General features: G+C 68.2%; 24 protein-coding genes. 10 read left to right on the forward strand and 14 right to left on the reverse strand.

Translation table 11 applies throughout. The features are described 5' to 3' along the window. Nucleotides 1–19 precede the first annotated feature (19 nt). The gene (locus EOHIBHHM_RS16010) at nucleotides 20–1342 is read right to left on the reverse strand and encodes a hypothetical protein (RefSeq protein ID WP_497252313.1); all 1323 of its coding nucleotides are present in this window, start codon (nucleotides 1340–1342) and stop codon (nucleotides 20–22) included. 133 nt (nucleotides 1343–1475) lie between these two features. Between EOHIBHHM_RS16010 and ligA the strand changes: the two genes are divergently transcribed. The 4 genes from ligA to EOHIBHHM_RS16030 all read left to right on the forward strand — a co-directional run bounded on the left by ligA (nucleotide 1476) and on the right by EOHIBHHM_RS16030 (nucleotide 5078). Beyond that, nucleotides 1476–3563 carry an NAD-dependent DNA ligase LigA gene (ligA, locus tag EOHIBHHM_RS16015; RefSeq protein ID WP_497252315.1) on the forward strand — a complete coding sequence of 696 codons (2088 nt, stop codon included), beginning with the start codon at nucleotides 1476–1478 and terminating at the stop codon, nucleotides 3561–3563. Nucleotides 3564–3663: 100 nt separating this feature from the next. Continuing rightward, nucleotides 3664–4155, forward strand: coding sequence for a gas vesicle protein GvpH (gvpH, locus tag EOHIBHHM_RS16020; protein ID WP_497252317.1), 492 nt, complete (start codon nucleotides 3664–3666; stop codon nucleotides 4153–4155). A 174-nt stretch (nucleotides 4156–4329) separates the two neighbouring features. Beyond that, nucleotides 4330–4908, forward strand: coding sequence for a DUF7344 domain-containing protein (locus EOHIBHHM_RS16025; RefSeq protein WP_497252319.1), 579 nt, complete (start codon nucleotides 4330–4332; stop codon nucleotides 4906–4908). Further along, nucleotides 4905–5078: a hypothetical protein gene (locus EOHIBHHM_RS16030; RefSeq protein WP_497252321.1), complete on the forward strand. Its 174-nt coding sequence runs from the start codon at nucleotides 4905–4907 to the stop codon at nucleotides 5076–5078. Before EOHIBHHM_RS16025 ends, EOHIBHHM_RS16030 begins: the two co-directional genes overlap by 4 nt. 278 nt (nucleotides 5079–5356) lie before the next feature. On the opposite strand, the gene purD is transcribed toward EOHIBHHM_RS16030, so the two are convergent. Then, the gene (gene purD / locus EOHIBHHM_RS16035) at nucleotides 5357–6640 is read right to left on the reverse strand and encodes a phosphoribosylamine--glycine ligase (protein ID WP_497252323.1); all 1284 of its coding nucleotides are present in this window, start codon (nucleotides 6638–6640) and stop codon (nucleotides 5357–5359) included. Nucleotides 6641–6784: 144 nt separating this feature from the next. Here purD and EOHIBHHM_RS16040 point away from each other — a divergent pair, with 144 nt between their 5' ends. Then, nucleotides 6785–8980 (forward strand): thioredoxin domain-containing protein, encoded by a 2196-nt coding sequence (locus tag EOHIBHHM_RS16040; RefSeq protein ID WP_497252325.1) that lies wholly within the window; start codon nucleotides 6785–6787, stop codon nucleotides 8978–8980. 12 nt (nucleotides 8981–8992) lie between these two features. Further along, a complete protein-coding gene (locus EOHIBHHM_RS16045) occupies nucleotides 8993–10213 on the forward strand; it encodes an MFS transporter (RefSeq protein WP_497252327.1) in 1221 nt (406 codons plus the stop codon). Between the two features lie 48 nt (nucleotides 10214–10261). Here the strand turns inward: EOHIBHHM_RS16045 and EOHIBHHM_RS16050 are convergent, their stop codons facing one another. Further along, nucleotides 10262–10627 (reverse strand): thioredoxin family protein, encoded by a 366-nt coding sequence (locus tag EOHIBHHM_RS16050; protein WP_497252329.1) that lies wholly within the window; start codon nucleotides 10625–10627, stop codon nucleotides 10262–10264. A gap of 138 nt (nucleotides 10628–10765) precedes the next feature. Here EOHIBHHM_RS16050 and EOHIBHHM_RS16055 point away from each other — a divergent pair, with 138 nt between their 5' ends. Beyond that, nucleotides 10766–11695 (forward strand): PLP-dependent cysteine synthase family protein, encoded by a 930-nt coding sequence (locus EOHIBHHM_RS16055; RefSeq protein ID WP_497252331.1) that lies wholly within the window; start codon nucleotides 10766–10768, stop codon nucleotides 11693–11695. On the opposite strand, the gene EOHIBHHM_RS16060 is transcribed toward EOHIBHHM_RS16055, so the two are convergent. The 6 genes from EOHIBHHM_RS16060 to cyaB all read right to left on the reverse strand — a co-directional run bounded on the left by EOHIBHHM_RS16060 (nucleotide 11668) and on the right by cyaB (nucleotide 16478). Beyond that, entirely contained in the window at nucleotides 11668–12564 is an 897-nt protein-coding gene (locus tag EOHIBHHM_RS16060; protein WP_497252333.1) for an alpha/beta fold hydrolase, read from the reverse strand. The genes EOHIBHHM_RS16055 and EOHIBHHM_RS16060 overlap by 28 nt on opposite strands. 30 nt (nucleotides 12565–12594) lie before the next feature. Further along, nucleotides 12595–13047 carry a DUF5804 family protein gene (locus EOHIBHHM_RS16065; RefSeq protein ID WP_497252335.1) on the reverse strand — a complete coding sequence of 151 codons (453 nt, stop codon included), beginning with the start codon at nucleotides 13045–13047 and terminating at the stop codon, nucleotides 12595–12597. A 68-nt stretch (nucleotides 13048–13115) separates the two neighbouring features. Further along, nucleotides 13116–13373, reverse strand: a complete 258-nt coding sequence (locus EOHIBHHM_RS16070) for a hypothetical protein (RefSeq protein WP_497252337.1) — start codon at nucleotides 13371–13373, stop codon at nucleotides 13116–13118. Between the two features lie 65 nt (nucleotides 13374–13438). Further along, on the reverse strand, nucleotides 13439–14608 hold the full coding sequence (locus EOHIBHHM_RS16075) for a tRNA sulfurtransferase (protein ID WP_497252339.1): 1170 nt from the start codon (nucleotides 14606–14608) through the stop codon (nucleotides 13439–13441). 26 nt (nucleotides 14609–14634) lie between these two features. Continuing rightward, complete coding sequence (locus EOHIBHHM_RS16080; protein WP_497252341.1) at nucleotides 14635–15867, reverse strand: methionine adenosyltransferase; 1233 nt, start codon at nucleotides 15865–15867, stop codon at nucleotides 14635–14637. Nucleotides 15868–15926: 59 nt separating this feature from the next. Then, the gene (cyaB, locus tag EOHIBHHM_RS16085; RefSeq protein ID WP_497252343.1) at nucleotides 15927–16478 is read right to left on the reverse strand and encodes a class IV adenylate cyclase; all 552 of its coding nucleotides are present in this window, start codon (nucleotides 16476–16478) and stop codon (nucleotides 15927–15929) included. A 236-nt stretch (nucleotides 16479–16714) separates the two neighbouring features. On the opposite strand from cyaB, the gene EOHIBHHM_RS16090 reads away from it, so the two are divergent. After that, the gene (locus EOHIBHHM_RS16090; RefSeq protein WP_497252345.1) at nucleotides 16715–17692 is read left to right on the forward strand and encodes an FKBP-type peptidyl-prolyl cis-trans isomerase; all 978 of its coding nucleotides are present in this window, start codon (nucleotides 16715–16717) and stop codon (nucleotides 17690–17692) included. Between the two features lie 72 nt (nucleotides 17693–17764). Then, nucleotides 17765–18037 (forward strand): DUF8049 family protein, encoded by a 273-nt coding sequence (locus EOHIBHHM_RS16095; protein WP_497252347.1) that lies wholly within the window; start codon nucleotides 17765–17767, stop codon nucleotides 18035–18037. A gap of 201 nt (nucleotides 18038–18238) precedes the next feature. On the opposite strand, the gene EOHIBHHM_RS16100 is transcribed toward EOHIBHHM_RS16095, so the two are convergent. The 5 genes from EOHIBHHM_RS16100 to EOHIBHHM_RS16120 all read right to left on the reverse strand — a co-directional run bounded on the left by EOHIBHHM_RS16100 (nucleotide 18239) and on the right by EOHIBHHM_RS16120 (nucleotide 21775). Beyond that, entirely contained in the window at nucleotides 18239–18865 is a 627-nt protein-coding gene (locus EOHIBHHM_RS16100) for an RAD55 family ATPase (RefSeq protein WP_497252349.1), read from the reverse strand. A 26-nt stretch (nucleotides 18866–18891) separates the two neighbouring features. After that, a complete protein-coding gene (locus tag EOHIBHHM_RS16105; RefSeq protein ID WP_497252351.1) occupies nucleotides 18892–19563 on the reverse strand; it encodes a MinD/ParA family ATP-binding protein in 672 nt (223 codons plus the stop codon). 103 nt (nucleotides 19564–19666) lie between these two features. Further along, the gene (locus tag EOHIBHHM_RS16110) at nucleotides 19667–20566 is read right to left on the reverse strand and encodes a glycosyltransferase (RefSeq protein ID WP_497252353.1); all 900 of its coding nucleotides are present in this window, start codon (nucleotides 20564–20566) and stop codon (nucleotides 19667–19669) included. Between the two features lie 69 nt (nucleotides 20567–20635). After that, complete coding sequence (locus EOHIBHHM_RS16115) at nucleotides 20636–21010, reverse strand: YlbF/YmcA family competence regulator (protein WP_497252355.1); 375 nt, start codon at nucleotides 21008–21010, stop codon at nucleotides 20636–20638. Between the two features lie 108 nt (nucleotides 21011–21118). Next, entirely contained in the window at nucleotides 21119–21775 is a 657-nt protein-coding gene (locus tag EOHIBHHM_RS16120; protein WP_497252357.1) for an alpha/beta hydrolase, read from the reverse strand. 156 nt (nucleotides 21776–21931) lie between these two features. Between EOHIBHHM_RS16120 and EOHIBHHM_RS16125 the strand changes: the two genes are divergently transcribed. Further along, entirely contained in the window at nucleotides 21932–22720 is a 789-nt protein-coding gene (locus EOHIBHHM_RS16125; RefSeq protein ID WP_497252359.1) for an HpcH/HpaI aldolase family protein, read from the forward strand. Nucleotides 22721–22762: the final 42 nt, after the last annotated feature.

Genomic DNA, 22762 nt, shown 5'->3' on the forward strand with positions numbered 1-22762 from the left:
AGAGCGACCAGCGGGACGGTCAGAACCCGAGCAGCGACCAGAGGAGGGTACTCACCCACAGCGAGGCACCGACGAGGGTGTAGCCGTGTCGCGCCACCACGTCGTCGCTCCAGCGGACGCCGCCGGCCGCGATCAGTCCGACCGCGAACAGGAGCGTCAACCGGTGAAGGACGACTTCGATGGGGAGTGCCGTCAGCTGGAGGAACGAGTAGTCGAGGAGGAAGCCGAGCCCCAACCCGAGAGCGGCGACGACGAACCCGTCGTCCGCTCGGAGACGCTGTCCGAGTATGCCCGCGACGATGGGGATTCCGAACGCGACGACGGGGAAGAACAGCGCCGCGATGACCTTGGGGGAACTGCCGAGCGGCGTCTCCTGTTCGAGCGTGATGCTCGCGAGTCGGACCGCCAGCGGGAGTCCGGCCATCGTGACGAACAACCCGACGTGGTGCCCGCTGAGTCGGTCGGTCACCACCGACTCTTCGACCGTCTCGCGGACGGTGTCCCAGCGGTCGGAGACCGTCGCGAGGAGCGCGAGCGCCGCCGGCGCGAGCGCGAACTGGGGGCCGCCGAACGTCCAGTCGACGAGGTCGATGATCGTCACCCAGCCGTCGGAGTCCATGATCCCGCCGTTCGCGTACCGCTCCCGCTCGACGTCGCCCAGATACTGCGTCCCGTAGAAGTCCTGCTCGACGTGTTGTTGGGCTCTCGCGAGACTGCCGACCGTGTGTCTGAGTCTGAACCAGTCCCAGTGTTCGTGGTGGGCCTGTACGGCGGTCCACGGTCTGTCTCTTGAGCCACCGTCGTAGAGTCGGAGATGGTACCGCGTCCCGAAGTACGCCCCGTCGTGGAGCTGATACGTCTCGTCGAGCCACCGTCCGCCGGACTCGGTGTGGACGTACGTGTACCGAAGCGCACCATCCGAGTCGGCCCACCTGGTCCGCGTCCCGTTCAGGACGACCGTCTCGTTGTCCGGCGTCGTCGTCCGCCACTGCGAGTCGGAGTCGGCCGTGCTCGCGGCCAGCAGCCGACGGACGGTCTCGGCGTCCTCCCGGAACACCACGTTGATGGGGAGGGTCAACGTCTCGAAGTCCTGGCCGCGACTCGTGTACGGCCAGAGCTTCGTGCTCCCGTTGACGTACACCCGAACGAACTTGACGTTCGGCTCCGCACGACCCTTCTCGTCGGCCGCTGCCGGATCCATCTGCTCGTCGGCCGCCGGCGTCGTCGACGCCGCTGCCGTCGTCGTCCCGGCTCCGGCGAGCGGGCCGAGGAGTGCGACGACCACGAGCAGATAACAGCAGAGACCGACTGCGAGAAGCCGGTGTCGGGTGGTGCCATCCATCGTTCTCTCGATAGTACTTCGCAAGGAAAGGGGATTACTACGTGGGTATTAATGTACGGATTCTTCTACGACCCGACTGGTCACCGCGGGCGGGACGGGATTTCTTTAGGGGACCCGGGACGAACGCCTCGTAATGACCGAGCAGGCGACGAGCGACAACCCCTACCTACACGACCCGCCGACGGCGTTCGACCCCGTCGAGGAGTTGACCAAGGAGACGGCGCGGGACGAAGCCGAACTGCTCCGCGAGGCCATCCGCGAACACGACCACCGCTACTACGTGGAGAACGACCCACTCATCGCCGACCGGACCTACGACGCGCTGTTCGCCCGTCTGCAAGAGTTAGAGGACGTGTTCGGTCTCCAGACCGCAGACAGTCCGACCCGTCGCGTCGGCGGCGAACCGATCGACGACCTCGAGACGGTCGAACACGTCGCGCCGATGCTCTCGATCGACCAGAGCGGCGAGGCCGACGACGTCCGCGCGTTCGACGAACGCGTGCGGCGGGAGGTCGGCGACGTCGGCGATGTCGTGTACGTCTGCGAGCCGAAGTTCGACGGGCTCTCCGTGGAGGTCGTCTACGAGGACGGCCAGTACACTCGCGCCGCCACCCGTGGCAACGGGACGGAGGGTGACGACGTCACCGCACAGGTACGGACGATCCGCTCGATCCCACAGCGACTCCGCGGCGACCACCCCGACTTTCTCGCGGTTCGCGGGGAGATCTACATGCCGCGGGACGCGTTTCAGGCGTACAACCGCGCGCGCATCGAGCGCGGCGACGACCCCTTCGCCAACCCGCGGAACGCGGCGGCGGGGAGTCTCCGGCAGCTCGACCCCTCGGTCGTCGCCGACCGGCCGCTGGAGTGTTACTTCTACGACGTGATGGACGCCACCGAACGTCCCGACACCAACTGGGTCGAGTACGAGCGACTCGACGACTGGGGGCTGCGGACCGTCGACGACGTCGCCCTCGTCGACGACGTCGAGGACGCCATCGACTACCGCGACCGGATGCAGGAGCGCCGCGAAGACCTGAGCTACGAGATCGACGGCACCGTCATCAAGGTCAACGACCGCGCACAGTGCGAACTGTTGGGTGCGACGTCGCGGTCGATCCGCTGGGCGTTCGCCTACAAGTTCCCTGCCCGCGCGGAGGTGACGACGGTCCAGGACGTCGTGGTGCAGGTCGGCCGGACCGGCCGACTGACGCCCGTCGCGCTGCTCGACCCCGTCGACGTCGGCGGCGTGACGGTGTCGCGGGCGACGCTCCACAACCCCGACGAGATCGAGAATCTGAACGTGAACGTCGGCGACACGGTCCGCGTGAAACGCGCCGGCGACGTCATCCCGCAGGTCGCGGAGGTCGTCGAGAAGGGGAGCGAGGGTCACTACCGGTTCCCCGAGACCTGCCCCGTCTGCGGTAGCGACGTCGAGCGCGACGGCCCGATCGCGTTCTGTACCGGCGGGTTGGCCTGTGAGGCGCAACTGGAGCGCGCCATCGACCACTACGCCAGCCGCGGCGGGTTGGACATCGAAGGGCTCGGCGGCGAGCGCGTCGAACAGCTCCGCGAGGCCGGGCTGGTCGAGACGCTGCCGGACCTCTATCGGCTCGACCGCGAGGCGGTGGCCGCGCTGGAGGGGTGGGGTGAGACGAGTGCGGACAACCTGATCGCCGAGATCGAGGCCGCCCGCGACCCCGAACTGGCGAACTTCCTCGCCGCGTTGGGCATTCCGGACGTCGGCGGCGCGACCGCCCGCAACCTCGCACGGACGTTCGGGACGTTCGAAGCCGTCAGGGCGGCGAGCGAGGCGGAACTGCAGGACGTGCCGGACGTCGGCCCGACGGTCGCCGAGAAGATCCGGGAGTTCTTCGACAACGAGGAGAACGCGGCGGTCGTCGACGACCTCCTCCAGTTCGTGACGCCGCAGACGGTCGACGTCGCGGACGACGGCCGCGACGCGCTCGACGGCCTCACCTTCGTCTTCACCGGGTCGCTCTCGGTCACCCGCGGCGAGGCACAGGAACTCGTCGAACGACACGGGGCGAACGCGACGGGAAGCGTCTCGGGCAACACGGACTACCTCGTCGTCGGTGACGACCCCGGCCGGTCGAAGCGCGACGACGCCGAGGCCAACGACGTCCCCGTCCTGACGGAAGACGAGTTCCGCGAACTGCTCGCCGAACGGGACGTCGAGTACCCGCCGGACGAGGAGTGACCCGGGGAGGGAGAGACCGACTCAGGTCGTCGACGACTTTATAAGATGAGGTTTGTTACCATTACGCACGAAGCGTCGAGAATCACCTCGACGAGTAGCCATGACGTACGACGAGAACGGACGAAATGAGAACGGACGAGACGAGGACCGGGACGACAGTCGTCCGCGTGGAATCCGACTGGGACTCGGGCTCCAACCGCTCGCGGATCTCCTCGACGCACTGATCGAACTCGACGTGAGCAGACCGCCGGCGTCCGAACGGGTCGCGCTCGGACCGGACGCGGCCGGCGGGGAGAGAGACGAGGCGCGGCGCGTCGAGGAGACCGCTCCGACGACGCGAGACGACGGATCGCTGTCCGAGGCGTGTCGGGTCGACACGCGACTCGACGATCGGGTGTTCACCGTCGTCGCCGACCTCCCCGGTGCGACCGTCGACGACGTCTCGGTCGGAATCGATCCACGGACGAACGAACTCGTCGTCCGGCGGGAGGGGACCGTCGTCGGACGGATCGAGATTCCGTGGGAGTCGCCCGTCGCCACCCGCGTCTGGTTCAACAACGGCGTCCTCGAAGTCCGCTTGGAACCGCAGTAGACGACTCGATCGGACCCATCCCTCCGCCGGTGGCGACGCCCTCGATAGCTCCTCGCGAAGACTCTCGAACAGTTGTAAGTCTCGGTCACCAGTCTCTCTGCGACAACAAAGTGGAACGCACGACAACCGACCTCCCGCTTTATCGGTCGTCGACGACACGGCACGGACGGACCGATGAGCACACGACCGTCCGCTCCAGTAGCGGAGAACCGAGAGACGTCGACTGAGCGTTCGCTGGACCGGGACGAACTGTTCCACCTCCTCCAGAACGGACGTCGGCGAGGCGTGTTGCGGTATCTACACGACAACGCCGACGAGTCGGTGTTCGAGATGCGGGAGATCGCAGAGCAGGTGGCCGCCTGGGAGAACGGCAAACCCGTCACACAGTTGACGTCGGACGAGCGACAGCGCGTCTACATCGCACTCTATCAAGGCCACCTCCCGAAGCTCGACGACGCGGGCATCGTCGAGTACGACCAGAGTCGGGGGCGGGTCGAACCGACGCCGCTCGCCGAACGGGTCGAACGGTATCTGACGGTCGAGTCGGAGACCGACGACTCGACGTCCGAGGGAAGCGACGACCTTCCGACGCCGGTCTGGTACTACGGTGGTGCCACCCTCGTGAGCACCGCTCTCCTCGCGGCGGTCGCTCTCGGTGTCGCCCCCGCGCTCGTCGCCGGGTCGCTCGCGACCATCGTCACGGCACTCTTCGTCGCCATCACGCTGGGCGTGAGATACCGGCTTCTGTCGTGACGTCGTCGGCCGGGCGGAGCGGCGACTCCCGTCTCCCGACTCCGAGAGCCGACAGTCGCGAGTCGCTCTCGCCCCGTGGCTACGTGGCCATCGCCTGCACCTCGTCCCCGCCACAGCGTGGACAGCTGACCGTCCCCGTCGGCGGGTTCGACGAGGCGAACGTCGAGTGACAGATCAGACAGCTGTACGTGTACTCTTTACTCGACCGTCGACCGAACATCCGTCTGAGCGTCTGTACGATGGACATCGTCGATTCCCGACCACAGATTCGAACGACGAGACCAAGAGAGACACAGATCGTCGCTCACCGTTTCGAACGTTGTGGTTCGGTAACTACCCACGTAGACGCGGTAAACGTCCCGTTAGCACCGACTGTGGACGACTCGACACCGTCTCTCTCAGCCCTCGGTCGGCGACCCGCTCCCACGGCGATGCGTCCGTCGAAAGTTCACTTCCGCAGTTCGTCCATGTGGTCGATACGCTGTTGGACCAGCTCGGCCGTCCCGATGTCGTGACGGATGTGGAACCCCTCGCCCGCCGATTCGAGCGCGCTCTCGGCCTGCGCTTCCGCCTCGCCGATGCTGTCGGCGACGCCGACGACGGCGAACGACCGGGAGGTCGTCGTGTAGAGGCCGTCCTCGCGTTCGTCGACGCTGGCGTAGAACAGCAGCGCCTCACCAGCACGCTCCTCGTCGACCTCGATCTTCGCGCCGGCGTCGGGGTCGGTCGGATAGCCCTCGGGGACGGCGTACTTACAGACGGTGGCCTGCTCGGCGAACTCCAGCTCCGGGATCGGTGCGCCGTCGCGGGCGGCGGCGAGTACGTCGAGGAACGGCGTCTGGAGCACGGGGAGGGTGTTCATCGCCTCGGGGTCGCCGAAGCGGGCGTTGAACTCGATCACCTTCGGCCCCTCGCTCGTGAGCATGAACTGGCCGTAGAGGATCCCCTTGTAGCCGTCGAGCGCGTCGACGACGGCCTCCAGCACGGAGACGGCGTCGGCGTAGTCCTCCTCGGTCATGAACGGGAGTTCGAAGGTGGTGTCACTGTAGCTCCCCATCCCGCCGGTGTTCGGGCCCTCGTCGCCCTCGTAGGCACGCTTGTGGTCCTGGACGGCGGGCGTCGTCACGAGGTCGCCGTTGGCGACGAACGCTTGGACGGTGAACTCCTCGCCGACGAGACGCTCTTCGAGGACGATACGGTCGTACTGTTCCTCGCGGAGATACGCCTTTGCGCCCTCCTCGTCGACCTGGTCGCCGATGACCTTCACGCCCTTTCCGCCCGTGAGACCGGCAGGCTTCACCGCGAGGTCGCCGTCGTAGGCGTCGATGTAGTCGCAGGCGGCCTCGGTGTCGTCGAACGTCTCGAAGTCCGGGTTCCCCGGCACGTCGTTGTCGCGCATGAACTGCCGCTGGAACGCCTTGTCCGTCTCGATGCGTGCCTGTTCGGCCTGCGGGCCGAAGGTGTAGACGCCGGCGTCGTCGAGGGCGTCGGCGACGCCCGCCGCGAGCGCGGACTCGGGACCGACGATCGCGAGCGACGCACCGACGTCCTCGGCGTAGGCGACGATGTCGTCGCTCGCCGTCTCGTCGATAGACTCGAACCCGGCCGCGAGCGAGGCGATGCCGGGGTTGCGGTTGCTGGCGCAGGCGTAGAGGTCACAGTCGTCGGCGAGTGCGCGGGCGATGGCGTGCTCGCGTCCACCGCCGCCGACGAGGAGTACGGTCTCCGTCATACTCGGAGGTGGGTACGCACATCGGTGTAAAGGTTACCCTTGCTGCAGGCGAGAGTATACACGAACGAGCGTATTCCTACGGGTCGGTCGTCGGCCGCGTTCCCGTCCCTACAGGCTTTACAACCCGGCGGGCGTAGGGACGGTATGACCAACCCTACGGGCCGTAACCGACTCGACGACGAGCAGAGCCCGTACCTCCGTCAGCACGCGGACAACCCCGTCAACTGGCAGCCGTGGGACGAGAGAGCGCTCGCCGAGGCCGAGGAGCGCGACGTGCCGATCTTCCTCTCTATCGGCTACTCGGCGTGCCACTGGTGTCACGTGATGGCCGACGAGAGTTTCGAGGACGAGACGGTCGCCGACGTGCTGAACGAGGCGTTCGTCCCGATCAAGGTCGATAGAGAGGAGCGCCCCGACCTCGACCGGGTCTATCAGACCATCTGTCAACTCGTCTCCGGTCGGGGCGGGTGGCCGCTCTCGGTGTGGCTGACGCCCGAGGGGAAACCGTTCTACGTCGGCACCTACTTCCCGCCGGAGGCGCGGCAGGGCGCGCCGGGCTTTCTCGACCTGTTGCGGAACATCGCCGACTCCTGGCAGGACGAGGAGGACCGCGCGGAGATGGAGAACCGCGCCGACCAGTGGACGACGGCGCTGACCGACCAGTTGGAGGACACGCCGACGCCGGCCGACGAGACGCCGGACGTCGACGTGCTCGGAACCGCCGCACAGGCTGCGCTCCGCGGTGCAGACCGCGAGTTCGGCGGCTTCGGCGGCGACGGACCGAAGTTCCCCCAGCCGGGTCGCATCGACCTCCTGCTTCGGACCTACGACCGGAGCGGCCGCGGCGAGGCGTTGAGCGTCGCGACCGAGACGCTCGACGCGATGGCCGACGGCGGCGTCTACGACCACGTCGGCGGCGGCTTCCACCGGTACGCCGTCGACCGCAAGTGGACCGTCCCGCACTTCGAGAAGATGCTCTACGACAACGCCGAGTTGCCCAAGAGCTACCTCGCGGGCTATCAGGTGACGGGCGAACCGCGTTACGCCCGGGTCGCCCAGGAGACGTTCGCCTTCGTCGAGCGCGAACTCACCCACCCCGACGGCGGCTTCTTCAGCACGCTCGACGCCCAGAGCGAGACGTTCGACGGCGTCGGCGACTCGGGGGCCGCCGACGCCGACACGGACGATACGGACGATACGGACGATACGGACGCCGCCGACCCCGAGCGCGAGGAAGGCGCGTTCTACGTCTGGACGCCCGAACAGGTGCAGGAGGTGCTCGACGAGGAGGACGCCGACCTGGTCTGTGACCGCTACGGCATCACGAAGCGCGGCAACTTCGAACGCGGGACGACCGTCCTCAACGTCTCGACGCCGATCGACGAACTCGCCGAGGAGTACGACCTCGACCGCGCCGAGATCTACGAGCGACTGATGGACGCCCGCGTGGCGCTGTTCGACGCCCGTGGGGAGCGCCCGCGACCCCTCCGAGACGAGAAGGTGCTCGCCGGCTGGAACGGGCTGATGATCTCGGCGTTCGCGATGGGCGCGCGCGTCCTCGACCCCGCGCTCGCCGGCCCGGCCGAGCGCGCGCTCTCGTTCGTTCGCGAGCGGCTCTGGGACGCCGACGCCCAGCGCCTCCACCGACGGTTCAAGGACGGCGACGTGAAGGGGGACGGTTACCTCGAAGACTACGCCTTCCTCGCTCGCGGCGCGTTCGACCTCTATCAGGCGACCGGCGACGTCGACCACCTGGCGTTCGCACTCGATCTCGCGCGCGTCCTCGAAGACGAGTTCTGGGACGAGGAACGCGGGACGCTCTACTTCACCCCCGAGAGCGGCGAACAGCTCGTCACCCGCCCGCAGGAGCTGCACGACTCCTCGACGCCGTCGAGTCTCGGCGTCGCCACTGACCTGCTGCTCGACCTCGACCACTTCGATTCGGACGCCGACTTCGGCGACGTCGCCGAACAGGTGCTCAAGACGCACGCCGACCGCATCCGCGGGAGCCCCCTCGAACACGTCTCGCTCGCGCTCGCCGCCGAGAAGTTCGCCCGCGGCGGCCTCGAACTGACGCTCGCCGTCGACGACCTCCCCGACGACTGGTGGGAGGTGCTCGCCGGTCGGTATCTCCCCGGCGCGGTCGTCTCACAGCGACCGCCGTCCGACGAGGCGCTCGACGCGTGGCTCGACACGCTCGGACTCGACGAGATTCCGCCCATCTGGGCCGGTCGCGACGGCAAGAACGACAAGCCGACCGTGTACGCCTGTGAGTCGTTCACCTGCTCGCCGCCGCAGACCGACATCCGGCAGGCGCTCGACTGGGCGACGAAGAACTGACCGATCCGTTCGATGAGCAGCGACCGTTCGACCGTCCTCGCCGTCGTCGTCAGCACGTTCTTCGTCGGCTTCGGCGGCGGCGTCGTCTTCCCGATCCTCCCGAACCTCGGCACCGTCCTCGGCATCTCGCCGTTCCTCGTCGGTATCATCCTGAGCGCCAACCGGTTCACCCGTATCGTCGCCAACGCGCCCGCCGGGTCGCTCGTCGACCGCATCGGCACCCGCACGCCGCTGATCGCTGGACTGTTCGTCGAAGCCGTCGCGACGCTCGGCTACGTCGTCGCCCTCGACTCGTCGCTCCCGGAGGCGTGGTTCCTCGCCGCCCGGATCGTCTGGGGTATCGGGAGTGCGCTCGTGTTCGCGACGGCCTACACCATCGCCGCCGACGTGAGCGACGCGGGGTCCCGCGGGACGAGCATGGGCGTCGTCCGCGGGGGCATCACGCTCGGGTTCCCGGCCGGCCTCGTGTTGGGTGGCGTCGTCAGCGACCTCTACAGCATCTCGACGGCGTTCGTCGTCGCCGCCGGGTTCGCGCTCGTGGCGAGTCTCGTCGCCTACCTGCTGGTGCCGGAGACGCACGTCTCCGAGCCCCAGACGGCCGTCCGTCCGTGGGAACTCGACACCTCCGTCCCGACGCTGACCGTCGGGTTCGTCAACGCCGGGCTGTTTTTCGCGTACCTCGGTGCGTTGTTCGCGACGCTCGTGCTGTTCGTCGAGGCCAACGACGTCGCGATCTGGGGGTACGGCCCACAGGGGATGTCCGGGCTGCTGATGGCGCTGACGGTGCTCTCGGCGTCCGGGTTCATGCTGGTCGGTGGGCGAGTGAGCGACGTCACCGGCGCTCGCGTCCCGACGCTGTTCGTCTTCCTCGGCGTCTCGTTCGTCGGCTTCCTCGTGTTGGCGACGGCCGACTCGCTGACACCGCTGGTCGTCGCCTGCCTGTTCATCGGGGCCGGACAGGGCGGCACGAGCGGTCCGCTGATGGCGCTGCTGGCCGATCTCACGCCTAACGAGCGGATGGGCCGGGCGATGGGGACGAACAACGTCCTCGGCGACCTCGGCGGCGGACTCGGGCCGATGGTGACGCTCCCGCTCGTCGACACGCTCGGCTTTCCGTTGCTCTACGCCGCCTGTGCGGTCGTCCCGCTCGTGGCGGGGGCGACGCTGCTCGGCGGTCTCTACCGACAGACGGGGTCGATCTCCCCGCAGACCGAACGGTCGACCGAGGAGTGAGACGGCGTCGAAGAAACGAGAGTCGGCCCGCCCGTGAGACGGTGTGAGCTACTCCAACTGCTCTGCGAGAGAGACTGCGATCGGCACGTCCTCCTCCTCGACGAACCGTGCGACCTCCTCGCCGTCGGACTCGACGACGACGGTCGGGATGAGTTCGATACCGTACTCCTCGACGCCGGGGCCGGTCTTCGACCCGTCGTCTTCCTTCTCGACGGGGTAGTGTTCGACGTTCGTGTCGGGGACGCCGGCGGCCTCGAGGGCGGCCGCGAACTCCGGCAGCTGCGACCGGCAGTCTTTGCACCAGTCACCGCCCCACACTTTGAACACGTACTCCTCCTCGCCGAGCGTCGCGACGGCACCTTCGTAGGCGACGGGGTCCCACGACGAGTTCGGCTCCATCGTCTCGAGTTTCATTGCTCGCCCCTTCGGGGTCCCCGAAGTTAAGCGAACCGCTGGCGGCGACGTTCGTCCTCTCTCGGCGCCTCCGTGACGACCCCGCAAACGTGTCGGAGGTCGCTATCGCTTTCAGTGTCGACGGTGTAGCCGCCGGTAATGGACGAGAGCATCCTCGACACCATCGGATCGCCGCTGGTGCAGGTGGACGCACCCGAGGGGGCGACGGTCGCAGCCAAGATCGAGTCGAAGAACCCCGGCGGCTCCGCGAAGGACCGCCCGGCGCTGCAGATGATCGAGGCCGCCGAGCGCGACGGGACGCTCGAACCGGGCGACACGATCGTCGAACCGACGAGCGGCAACACGGGCATCGGCATCGCCGTCGTCGGCGCGGCGAAGGGGTACGACGTGAGGATCGTCATGCCCGCCTCGAAGTCGCCCGAGCGGCGACAGATTATGAAAGCCTACGGCGCGGACCTGGTGCTCGTCGACGGCGACATCTCCGACGCGAAAGACCGCGCCGACGAGATCGAGGCGGAGGAGGACGCGATTCAGCTCCGGCAGTTCGACAACCCCGCCAACCCCGAGGCACACTACCGGACGACGGGCGAGGAGATCGTCGAGCAGGTCGGCGACCGCACCGTCGACGCGCTCGTCGCCGGCGTCGGTACCGGCGGGACGATCTCGGGCATCGGCCGTCGCCTCCGCGAGGAGTTCCCCGAAGTGGAGATCGTCGCCGTCGAACCCGACGACAGCGCCGTGCTCTCCGGCCGGGAACCCGAGGGCGACAGCTTCCAGGGGATGGGGCCGGGGTTCGTCAGCCCGAACCTCGATCGCGACCTCTTGGACGACGTGCTCACCGTCTCGCTCGACGAGGCCGAGGAGGAGTGTCGCCGCCTCGCCCGCGAGGAGGGCATCCTCGTCGGCCAGTCCAGCGGCGCGTCGAACCTCGCGGCCAAGGAGGTCGCGGCGCGACTCGTCGACGAGGGGGTCGGCACGGAACGGGAGGGAGACGACGGAGAACCGCTCGTCGTCACGGTCTACTGGGACTCCGGCGAACGCTACATGTCGACGGGGCTGTTCGACTGAGCGGCCGAAGCGAGAAAGCCGCCCACGAGTTCCGTGAACCGGTCCGGCCGCTCCCGCGGCGGCCAGTGCCCACACTGGGGGAGGATCCGCACCTCGGCGTCGGGGATCAGCGTCCCCGCGCGAACGGTCCAGTCGACCGGAACGAGCGCGTCCTGTTCTCCGTGGACCAGCAACGTCGGCACCGAGAGGTCCGGCAGTCGGTCCACGTAGTTCGTCCGCAACCCGCCGAAGCCGACCTCGTTGCGCTGGAACGCTCGCCACGCCCGACCGTCGTGGTCGCGGGCGACGGCCCACACGTCGTCGACGAGCTCCGGGGTCAGGTTCGCCGGGTGGACGACACCGCGGACGCCCAGCGCCGTCAGTCGCCGGTGACGGGCGAGCAACCCCTCGATCGCCTCTGCCATCCGAGGAATTCGGACGAACGACGCGCCGAGCGGCCCGCCGGGGACCGTCCCGCCGAGCCCGTAGCTGTCAACGAGGACGAGTCGCGAGACGCGCTCGGGACGCGAGAGCGCGACGTCGAGGGCGACACCGCCGCCGAGCGAGAGGCCGACCAGCGCCGCGGCGTCGACGCCGATCGCGTCGAGGAAGTCGACGACGAACGCGCCGTACGAACTGGTAGTCGGCGTCTCGCCGAGGGGGTCGCTACTACCGTATCCCGGCAAGTCCGGCGCGTAGACGGTGTGTGTCTCCGCGAGCGCGGGAACCGTCTCGCGCCACGAGAGCGCCGCCGCGTCCCACCCGCCGCCGTGGAGCAACACGACCGGCGGGCCGTCGCCGGCGACGTGGTAGAACACGTCGTGGTCGTCGACGAACACGCGGCGCGTCGTCGCACCGGGGAGACTTCGATGAGAGCCGTGTCGACCCATGTGGGGTCGACGCTCGCCGCCGAGAAAAAGTCAGCCGCCGAACTCGGCTTCGGTCACACGGACGACGACGGTGTCCTCGACGTCGCGGAGGTCGTACTCCGGCACCTCGCCGCCGACGCGTGTGAGGAACATCGGTTCGACCAGTTCGCCGTCGTCGACGCCGTACACCTTCAGTAGATCGCCCGTGTCGGCGGGGTCGACCGCGCTCTCGCGGATCGCCGTCGCGAGGTCCCGCGAGAGCCACTCGTCGGGGCTGATGCTCGGCTCCCGGACGAGCGCGGCGTCGACGTAGCGGACGAGATACCAGTTGAGGTCGTTCAGCAGCGACACCGCGGCGCCGACGCTGACGGTGTCGAGTGCGAGCGCGTTCTCGAACGGTTCCTCCAACTGGTAGGTCGAGAGGGCTGCCCGGGCGGTCTCTCGGGAGAGCAACTCGTAGCCGAGGTCGACGTCGGCGGCGCCGACGAGACAGACCCGCGTCACGGCCGGAGTGTCGGTACGTCCGGTAAAAGGGGTTGCGTTCCGTCCGCCTCGACTCGCCCCGACGCTCCCTACCGTCCCAGCCACTCGTCGGCGCAGTCCTCGCTGCAGAAGACGAGCTGTTCGTGTTCCGACCGAAGTCGACGACCCGTCAACTCGACGTCCCGGGCGACGTCGACCCGGAAGTGGCGTTCCCCGAGGTCGACCGCCGCTCCACACTGCGTGCACGTATCGGTACCGCCGCTGTTGAACGACCGTTCGACGACCTGCTGCACCGTCCACCCGGGACCGAGCGACACTGCGGGCGCACCGCGACTCGATTTCGACATAGCTGTGTTAACGCTTGCCACGGTAGTAGAAATAGTTTTCGGGCAGCTGATGTGAACGGGTCGTCTCACCCGTCCGGGGAGACGAGTTCTGTTCGGTCGACTGCGGCCCCGACGCGGTCGAACAGCCCGTCCGGTTCGGCCGCCTCGACCGCCTCGACCGTCGCGTTGGTCTCGGGGTGCGAGGGGGCGACCTGTTCGCAGCCGACCGAGACGGTCGAGTCGTCGAACGTCCCGATGGCTCGCGCCTGTTCGACGATGTCGGTCTTGTCCCGCGTGAGCAGCGGTCGGTGGACGGGTATCGAGACGGCGGCGTCGGTGGCGGCGAGGTTGCCGCCGGTCTGACTCGACTTCTGCCCGAGCGACTCGCCGGTGACGACCGAGTGGGCGCTGACGTCGCGGGCGACGGTCTCGCCGATGCGGAGCATCACGCGCCGAAGCGAGAGCATCCGTGTCGCGCCGACCTCGTCCATCAGCGTCTCGACGACGTCGCCGGCGGGGACGATACGGAGCGCGAGGTCGCCGTCGGGGACGTAGCGGGCGAGCTCGCCGACCGTCGACAGCGCCCGCGCCTGGTGGTCGACGCCGCCGTAGGGACCGAGGTCGACGTAAACCGGGACGACCGTACACCCGCGTTTCATCAGCTCCCACGCGGCGACGGGGGAGTCCAGTCCGCCGCTCAGCAGCACGACGGCCGTCCCCTGCGTCCCGAGCGGCAGGCCGCCGGGACCGGGCCGCTTCTCGGTGAAGACGAACGCCTCCTCTTCGCGGCACTCCACGTAGTAGGTCCGGTCGGGGTCGTCGAGGTCGACCGACGCGCCCGTCTCGGCCTCGACGGCGCTGCCGCCCTCGACTTCGAGGTCGGGGCTGCTGAACGGGTGCGCGTCGCCCTCGCCGGCGCGCGTGGCGTCGACGCCGAACGTCGCACCGTCCGGGTGGTCGGTCGCCGCCGCGACGAGCGCCTCGCGGATGGCCTCCATCGTCGGGTCGACGCTCCGAGCCGGACTCGCGGAGACGACGCCGAACGTGTCGCAGGCGGCGTCAGTCGCCGCCTCGGGATCGTCAGTGCGGACGAAGATGCGGGACCACTCGCGGTCCACGGTCGCCGCGGCGTCGCGGGCCGCGAGCGTCGCCTCGAGGTTCTCCCGGAGCAACCGCTCCATGTCGGTTCGGACCTTCGCGCTCTTGGTGCCGACCTCGCCGTAACGGACGAGAACGGTGTCCGGGCCGTCTTCCATACTCGAACGGAGTCGCTCGGAGCTATTTAGAAGGTAGAGATGTCGCCCTCGATGACCTGCCGGGTGACGTCGGTGACGTTCGCGAGCTTCTCGTCGACGACGGCGCGGACGTCGGCCTCGATGTCGGAGACGGCGACGCCCTCCTCGGTGACGACCTGCGCGTCGGCGACGTGCGGTTCGTCGATGGGGCGGCCGATCTGGCTCAGCAGGCGGATCTGGAGGTCGCGGATGCCGTCGACCTCGTCGACGACGGTCTCGGCGATGTCCGTCGAGAGGATGTTGTAGATCTTCCCGATGTGGTTGACGGGGTTCTTCCCTGACGTCGCCTCCATGCTCATCGGCCGGTTCGGCGTGATGAGCCCGTTGGCGCGGTTGCCGCGGCCGACGGAGCCGTCGTCGCCCTGTTCCGCGCTCGTCCCGGTGTGGGTGAGGTAGATCGACCCTTCCTCGACGTCGTCGGCGGTGTTGACGTCGACGTGGACCTCGCGGTCGGTGAACTCCCGTGCCAGCTCGGTGACGAACTCCCGGACGGCCTCGACCGTCTCGGTGTAGTCGGTGAGCGTCTGGACGTGCTGGTCGACCAGCGCGGCGGCGACCGTGATGTCGATCTGGTCGCCCTCGCGTTTGCCCATGATCTTCACGTCCTGTCCGAGCGCGGGATGTTTCTGGTGGAACGTCGTGTTGAGTTCGCGCTCGGCGGTGTGGACGATCGTCTCGGTCTCGGTCAGCGGCGCGTGGCCGACGCCGAAACTCGTGTCGTTGGCCATCGGAATCTGCGTGCCCTCCTCGCCGAAGACGGTCTGGAGGTCGCCGCTCCCCTCGCCGAGTTTGACGTCGACGACGACGTCGGTCTCGAGGTCGAGCGCGGGGAAGTTCTCGCGGAGGTAGTCGCGGGCGGCCTTCAGGGCGATCGAGTCGACGGGGATGTGCGTCCCCTGGTACTGCTTCGTCGCCCGGCCGACGACGAGGATGTAGATCGGTTCGACGACCTCGCCACCTTTCTCGCCCTCGGGCTGTTCGCCGTTCGCGAACCGCGGCGCGGCCGTCCCGGCGGCCAGTTGAGTCTCGTCGGTGTTGTAGTGGAGGACTTTCCCGACGCGGTCGAGATACGCCTGTGCGAGCGCCTGCGAGACGCTCTCGGCGATCCCGTCGCAGATGGAGTCGGGGTGGCCGATCCCCTTTCGTTCGACGATCTCGACCTCTTGATCCTCGACGGCGCGGCGGTCGAGTTCCGCAACCTGGATGTTCCGCTCGGTCATTAGACGGGCTTGGCCGGGGGAGATGCTATAACTTGCGGAAACCTCCGACGGTGGAGTAATTACTCGTGGGAATTTCGAAGCAGGAGTCCGAGATACGAGGTCCGGATCTGCTCGTCGGGGTCGAGTCCGAGTTCGCGGAGGAGTGCGACCGCCCCCTCGCGGACCTCCTTGATCTCCGACTCCTCGGCCTCGCGTTCGACCTCGACGAACTCGCCGAGGTCGGCGACGGCGTCGAGCGTCACCGTGTAGCCGTCGACGGCGTAGAACTCTCGATCCTTCTCGACGACGGCGGTGGGGTCGAACCCGAGTCCGTCGAGGACGCCGGCCATCGACTCGTCGTCGTCGACGGCGGTCTCGAACTCCTCGCGCGTCTTCGACGCCGACTCGACCAGCGGCCCCTTGTAGGTGACTTTCGTCGTCGTCTCCCCGGTCTCGCGGTCGGTCTCCCGTCGCAGTCGGAGCGCCTCGTCGGTCTCGGCGAAGTCCCGATGGGGGGCGTCGTAGTAGGTGTCGACCTGTTCGACGCTGCCGACGTGGTCCGCAGCGAGCGTCGACAACCGCTCCCGGACGGCGTCGTGCGCCGCCTCGACCTTCAGTTCGACCTCGTACATGGGTGCTCCGAGGAACCACCCCGGCAAAAGACTGGTCTCTCCGTTCTCTCTCGCCGCTCGCGTTCGAGATGGTCCCGAGGCTCCGCTCGCCGCGTGGCGACTCGACGTGACCGACTCGACGCGATCACGTTCTCCGGGACGTACACGTACGCCCACCAACGAGGCCGGTATCGGGTCGTCCGGCCTCTGAGGCCCGAAACGTGATTCTTAAGGGTAGCACGGGAGACATTCGAACCATGAGTGACGAACAGCAGGCGGAGACGGCGGACGCCGCCGATGACGTCGAGGAAGAGGTCGAAGAGACAGAAGCGGGTATCCAGGACGGCGACTTCGTCAAGCTGGACTACACGGTCCGTACGAAGGAAGACGAGACGGTCGTCGACACGACGAAACAGGACGTCGCCGAGGAAGCCGGCATCGACGACGACGACTACGAGTTCGCCCCCCGCGTCATCGTCGTGGGCGCCGGTCACGTCTTCCAGAGCGTCGACGACGACCTGCAGGGGAAGGACGTCGGCGACACCGGGACGGTCGACGTCCCCGCCGAGGAAGCGTTCGGCGCGTTCGACCCGGACGACGTGAAGACGGTCGCCGCCGACAAGATCGCGGAGGACGACCGCTACCCCGGTGCCCAGGTCCAGATCGACGGCCAGCAGGGGCGACTGGAGACCATCATCGGCGGCCGCGCACGCGTCGACTTCAACCACCCGCTCGCGGGTGAGGATCTCGAGTACGACTACGAGATCGTCGAGGTCGTCGACGACCGCGAAGAGCAGGCTCAGGGGCTGCTCGGCATGTACCTCCAGCAGTCGCCGGAGGTCTGGATCGAGACCGACGAGGTCGAAGAGGAGACCGTCGTCGAACCCGACGAAGACGCGGACGAGGACGCCGAACCCGAGACGACGGTCGAAACCGTCGAGAAGGAGACGCTGTACATCGAGGCGACGCCGCAGATGACGATGAACCAGCAGTGGATGTTCTCGAAGCAGCAGATCGCCCAGGACATGATGCAGCGACTCGGCATCGACCGCGTCATCGTCCAGGAGACCATCGACGGCTCCGGCGGCATGATGGGCGGCATGGGCGGTATGATGGGCGGCGCCGGCGGTGCCGGCGGTGCCGACATCGAAGAGGCCCTCGAAGACGTCGACGTCGACGCCGACGAGATCGTCGACGAACTCGAAGCCTCCGACGCCGAAGAGACCGAGGAGTAACGCGACGACCTCGCGACTCGGCATCGACTCCCGACCACCGTTTTCTTTAGCGCCTCACCACCAGTCTCTCCTATGGACTCCTCGGAGGACACACAGCTTCCGGTACCGGACGACCTGGTGGTCGCCGCCGTCGCCGCCGGCTGTACGGTCGTGCTCGCGTTCGTGCTGCGGTTCGTGCTCGGCGAGTCTCCCAGCTATCTCGTCCGTCTCGCCCCGCTTTGGTTCTACTTCGTCTACCTGTTCGTCGGGAAGAACGCCGAGAGCGGACCGTTGGCCGCGGTCCAGACGTGGGTTCTGCTCGTCGTCGCCACGACGCTGGGCGTGCTCGGCTACGTCGCGCTCTGAACCGCCCCGCCGACTCGGGAGCCGTCGCCGACTGTTCGGTGTGTGGAAATTTCTTGTGTGTTTTTACTAGTTGTAACTATTTTTAACCACAACGGTTTTAAAAAGAACTTCCTTCGATACTCCTGTCGGTATCGTACTCCGCTGATCGTCCGGCCCTCCCCACACACGTTCGGTTCTCTCGCTCCGCGGCGACGACTCCGCTCAGGCGATGTCGCGACTGGTGTCGACGGCCACCTGTTCTGCCAGTTTCAGTTTGATCGTCTCGTCCATCGCCGCGCCGCCGCGGAACTTCGGCACTGCGAGTCGGTTGACGATCTCTTGGCCTTTCACCTCGGTCTGGAGGTCGAAGACGACGTCGGCCATGTGTTCCGTCACGTCGCGGTTGGCCGGGATCGAACGGCCCTTCATCGCGTGGAGGACGGCGATGCCGCCGGTGTTGACGATCTGCGTCTGGAGTTCGTTCAGAAAGCTTCGGTACCGCGCCGAGTCCGACTGCTCGAGCACGTCGACGACGTCGACGATGAGGTTCGCCTCCTCCGGGAGCGCGCCGACGAGTCGGTTGGCGTGGTCCAGCGGGGCGTCGCTGCCGATGTCACGGATGGTCGGGTTGCCGACGCGGGTGTTCACGCGGTCGAAGGCGTCGGCCACGGCCGCCTCCGAGCGGACGGTCGACAGATACAGCGTCCCCCGCGTCGCGGTGAACTCGTAGAGGAACAGCTCCGACTGGCTGGCGGGCGGCGCTTCGAGGAGGACGATACTGCCCGCGGGGATGCCGCCGCCGAGGCGCCGGTCGAGTACCGTGATTCCGGTCGGCAGGCGACGGGACATGCGTTCACGTTCTCGCCCCACGCATATTAGGTTTCCTCCCCCGCCAGCGTCGCCGCGAGTCGCCCGTACGCCGTCCGGACGGCGTCACGTTCGAGCACGGGCGGGCGAACCTCGGGGACGGACCCCACCACCGGACAGTCGAGCAGGTCGCCCACGCCCGGTGGCCGAAGCCGCGTTCGGGTGAGAACCGCGCCGAGGACGGGCGTGCCGAGCGTTCGGGCCATCGCGGTCGTCTTGGCCGCATCGCGGAGGGCGGCCGCACACAGCGGCGAGACGACGAGCACCCCGTCGGCGACGCGGAGCGGGGCGACCGCGTCCGGCCCGGCACCGGCCGGACAGTCGACGAGCGTCCGGTGTCGGGGCTCCTCGCCGAACGAACGGAGTCGACCGAGCAGTCGCTGTAGGTCGGTGGCTCCCTCGCCAGTCCCGTCTTCGTCCCCGTCGTCCGGCCGTCCGACGGGCGCGGGCAGCACGGAGACGTCCGGGTCCTCGGGGTGGCCCTGTGCGACGCGCTCCGGACGGCGCTCGCCGTCGACGGCAGCGAGCGTCGGTCTCCGGTCGACCGCGGCCAGCGCGTGGAGGTTCGGCATGTCAGCGTCGGCGTCGACGACGAGCGTCCGCCCGTCGAACGCCCTCGCGAGGCCGAGCGTGGTGGTCGTCTTCCCGCTGCCGCCCTTCCCACCCGCGATTGCGAGCATAGGGACGGTGGCCGCCTCCTGGGATATGAACGCTCGCACGTCGACCGCTCGACGCTCGGCGGTCGTCGGTCTCCGGCCGACGCTCCCCCGTCGTTCGGACCGCTCACTCGACGACGGTGACGTCGTAGACGTCGCGCCACCGATACCGACGGCCCCCCCACTCGAACTCGGGGACGAGGAGGCCGTAGCCGACGGCGAACGGCGCGAGGAGGAGCGCGGGAGCGGTGAGGAGGAACGTCGGCCGACGGACGCCGAAGAACCAGTACGTCCCGGCGGTGAGCGCCGTCGTCGCGGCTCCCACCGGCAGCGGCCACAGCAGCGTCGCGAGGGCGAGCAGGAGGACACTGCCGACCAACGCCGCTGTACTCGACGTCTCCTCGAACCGCACCGTCTGCGTAAACCGGACCAGTCGCTGACGGACGGCGTCGACGTCGCCGTCGACGCGGAGCTGCTCGGTCAGTGATCGTACGGCGGTGACGTCGTCGAGCCGGGCGGAGAGCAGCCCGTCGTCGCTGACCGTCCGTCGGAGGTCCGCGACGAGTCGCTCGACGTCGACGTCGTCGCGAGTGAAGACGACGCAGCCACCCCACACCTGCCCGCCGAGGTACAACCCGAGCGACCCGGATACGGCGACGAGCGGTTCGGCGAGTCGCCACCAGCCGTCGCCGACGAAGACGGGGACGCCGGTGACGACGCCGTGTTCGTCCGCGAGGCGCTTCACCCGCCGGAGCCAGTCCTCGCCGTGGTCGAAGTCGTCGTCGGTCCAGAGAAACCGGTCGCAAGTTGCCCGCTCCATCCCGTAGGCGAGTGCGTTCGCCTTCCCGGAGCAGCCCTCCGGTTCGCCCGCGACGAGAACTCGGACCCCGTCTGGCGGGTCGTGGTCGGCGACGGGGTCGGACTCGGTGTCGCAGACGACGAGCAACTCGTCGTCGCCGTCGAGTTGGGCCGTCAGTTGCTCACAGACTGGACCCCACTCGACGGTCGGGAGGAGGACGCTGACCATGGCCGCGGTACTCGGGGGACCGTAGAAAGCGTCCCGGCCCTCCGGGACGGGAAGAGGCGGTGTCTCGTCTCAGTCCTGACAGCAGCCGCCGGCCTCGCCGCCGAAGTCGACGGCGAGCGGTTCGGAGATCGCCTCGTTGACCGCTTCGAGTCGATCCTGCAGTTCGGACTGCGCTTCGAGGTAGTCCGCCATCACCGGGAGGCGGTGGAGCTTCTCCTGTGCGCGCTGGACCTTCTCGACGTCGTCTTGACTCGCCTGTCCGGTCTGGCGGGCCATCATGAACTCCTGTCGGAGCTGTTCGAACTCCTGGATCTGTGCTTGGGCCTCGTCGTCGTCCTCGACGGCCTGTCGGGCCTCCTCGAACCGCTCGTACTCGGGCGACTCCGCGATGGCGTTCCCGAGTTCACGTCCCAGCGACTCCAGCGAGGTGGTCTCGACGCTCATAGCCGGGCTTGGGACTCGACTCGTTTAGGCTTGCCGAATGTGAGTCGCGTTCACATTACGCGCAGGTGATCGGAGAAGCGACCGAGCGACCCGACTCGTCGACTCGCCTCAGAGCTGCGCTTCGACGAACGCCACGAGGTCTTCCAACTCCTGTCGGCCGACACCGTGGGGAGCCTGATAGACGTCGAAGCGGACGTCGGCACCGAGTTCCCGCAGGCGTTCGGCGGCGCGCTCGACGCGGTCGGCCGGGATGATCTGGTCGGCCGCGCCCGCCCCGAGGAAGACCGGTTTCCCCTCGATGCCGTCGGGGTCGAGGTCGGCGTGCGACTCCGCGAGGTAGCCGTGGAGGCCGACGACCCAGTCGAAGCGGTCCGGCCCCTCCAGGAGGAGACCGAGGCTCGTGATACAGCCCTGACTGAACCCCAGGAGGCCGATGCGGTCGGCGTCGAGGTCGTACGCTTCGACGGCCGACTCGACGGTCTCGGAGACGAGATCGAGACTCCGACGGAACTCCTCGGCGTGGGGCTGACTCTCGTGGAGGCCGCCCGCCGAGGTGTCGAGTTCGTACCAGGTGTAGCCGTTCATCAGACGGTCCGGCGCGCGGAGACTGAGCACGTGTAGTTCGTCCGGGAGTTGCTGGGCGACGGGGAGGAGGTCCTCCTCGTCGGCACCGCGTCCGTGCAACACGACGACGGCCGGTGCGGGACCGTCGGTCGGTGCGGCCGGTTCGACGTGGACGTGCGAGAGCGGCAGATCTGCACTCATCGGTGCCTCCTACTCACCCCAGTCGTTTGAATACCCGAGTGACGTGGCCGTAACCGGACCGTAGCGCGTGTCTCGAACGGGACGGACGGGGACCGGACGAGATGGTCGAGTCTGTGGCGTGTCAACGGTTAATCTCGTGGCGCGCGACTAGGGAGCATGGCTTCGACAGACCACCCCACGGGACTGCGCGGTCGACTCGCCGACGGCGACGTCCTCCTCGGCGTCCTCGACAACACCTACGACCCCTCGCTCGTCGAGTTCTACGGCGAACTCGGACTCGACTTCGTCTGGCTCGATCTCGAACACGCCGGCCCGAGTCCGTGGGACGCTCCCGCGATAGAGGCGCTGCTGCGCGCCGCGGAGCGGACCGGGATCGAACCGCTCGTCCGCCTGCCGAGCGCCGACCCGAGCGTCGTCCGGAAGCTCCGCGACGCCGGCGTCCGGTCGCTGTTCCTCCCGCGGGTCGAGTCCGCCGACGCGGTCCGGCGAGCGGTTCGCGCGGCGTACTTCGAGTACGACGGCGAACCGGGCGACAGGGGGCTGGCGAGTCCGCGCGCGCGACGCTGGGGGCTGGCCGACGACTACGTCACCCGCGAGGACGAGGAGGCGCTCGTCGGCGTCACCGTCGAGACGCGAGCCGCAGTCGAGGAACTCGACGCCATCCTCGACGTTCCCGACCTCGGGTTCGTCTTCATCGGGCCGCTCGACCTCTCGGTGTCGCTCGGCCACCCGAACGAACTCGACCATCCGGACGTCGCGGAGGCGGTCGAGACGATCCGTCGGAAGGCGACCGACGCGGGCGTCCCGGTCGGCGGACTCGGCTTCGGGATGGACGACGTCAACGAGAAGGCGAGGGCGGGCTACCAACTGCTGAACCTCGGCAGTACGACGGGCGCGCTCGACGGCGTCGTCAGCGGCTGGCTCGACGAGTTCGAGGCGCCGTGAGCTGCACGCAGTTGCGCTCGCGGAAACGCCGAGGTTAAACCT

This window comes from Halogranum roseipondis (assembly GCF_059695585.1).

Coding starts and splice junctions, on each gene's coding strand:
- EOHIBHHM_RS16010 (WP_497252313.1), bottom strand. CDS start 1,342: ATGGATGGCACCACCCGACACCGGCTTCTCGCAGTCGGTCTCTGCTGT.
- ligA (WP_497252315.1), top strand. CDS start 1,476: ATGACCGAGCAGGCGACGAGCGACAACCCCTACCTACACGACCCGCCG.
- gvpH (WP_497252317.1), top strand. CDS start 3,664: ATGACGTACGACGAGAACGGACGAAATGAGAACGGACGAGACGAGGAC.
- EOHIBHHM_RS16025 (WP_497252319.1), top strand. CDS start 4,330: ATGAGCACACGACCGTCCGCTCCAGTAGCGGAGAACCGAGAGACGTCG.
- purD (WP_497252323.1), bottom strand. CDS start 6,640: ATGACGGAGACCGTACTCCTCGTCGGCGGCGGTGGACGCGAGCACGCC.
- EOHIBHHM_RS16040 (WP_497252325.1), top strand. CDS start 6,785: ATGACCAACCCTACGGGCCGTAACCGACTCGACGACGAGCAGAGCCCG.
- EOHIBHHM_RS16045 (WP_497252327.1), top strand. CDS start 8,993: ATGAGCAGCGACCGTTCGACCGTCCTCGCCGTCGTCGTCAGCACGTTC.
- EOHIBHHM_RS16050 (WP_497252329.1), bottom strand. CDS start 10,627: ATGAAACTCGAGACGATGGAGCCGAACTCGTCGTGGGACCCCGTCGCC.
- EOHIBHHM_RS16055 (WP_497252331.1), top strand. CDS start 10,766: ATGGACGAGAGCATCCTCGACACCATCGGATCGCCGCTGGTGCAGGTG.
- EOHIBHHM_RS16060 (WP_497252333.1), bottom strand. CDS start 12,564: ATGGGTCGACACGGCTCTCATCGAAGTCTCCCCGGTGCGACGACGCGC.
- EOHIBHHM_RS16070 (WP_497252337.1), bottom strand. CDS start 13,373: ATGTCGAAATCGAGTCGCGGTGCGCCCGCAGTGTCGCTCGGTCCCGGG.
- EOHIBHHM_RS16075 (WP_497252339.1), bottom strand. CDS start 14,608: ATGGAAGACGGCCCGGACACCGTTCTCGTCCGTTACGGCGAGGTCGGC.
- EOHIBHHM_RS16080 (WP_497252341.1), bottom strand. CDS start 15,867: ATGACCGAGCGGAACATCCAGGTTGCGGAACTCGACCGCCGCGCCGTC.
- cyaB (WP_497252343.1), bottom strand. CDS start 16,478: ATGTACGAGGTCGAACTGAAGGTCGAGGCGGCGCACGACGCCGTCCGG.
- EOHIBHHM_RS16090 (WP_497252345.1), top strand. CDS start 16,715: ATGAGTGACGAACAGCAGGCGGAGACGGCGGACGCCGCCGATGACGTC.
- EOHIBHHM_RS16095 (WP_497252347.1), top strand. CDS start 17,765: ATGGACTCCTCGGAGGACACACAGCTTCCGGTACCGGACGACCTGGTG.
- EOHIBHHM_RS16100 (WP_497252349.1), bottom strand. CDS start 18,865: ATGTCCCGTCGCCTGCCGACCGGAATCACGGTACTCGACCGGCGCCTC.
- EOHIBHHM_RS16105 (WP_497252351.1), bottom strand. CDS start 19,563: ATGCTCGCAATCGCGGGTGGGAAGGGCGGCAGCGGGAAGACGACCACC.
- EOHIBHHM_RS16110 (WP_497252353.1), bottom strand. CDS start 20,566: ATGGTCAGCGTCCTCCTCCCGACCGTCGAGTGGGGTCCAGTCTGTGAG.
- EOHIBHHM_RS16115 (WP_497252355.1), bottom strand. CDS start 21,010: ATGAGCGTCGAGACCACCTCGCTGGAGTCGCTGGGACGTGAACTCGGG.
- EOHIBHHM_RS16120 (WP_497252357.1), bottom strand. CDS start 21,775: ATGAGTGCAGATCTGCCGCTCTCGCACGTCCACGTCGAACCGGCCGCA.
- EOHIBHHM_RS16125 (WP_497252359.1), top strand. CDS start 21,932: ATGGCTTCGACAGACCACCCCACGGGACTGCGCGGTCGACTCGCCGAC.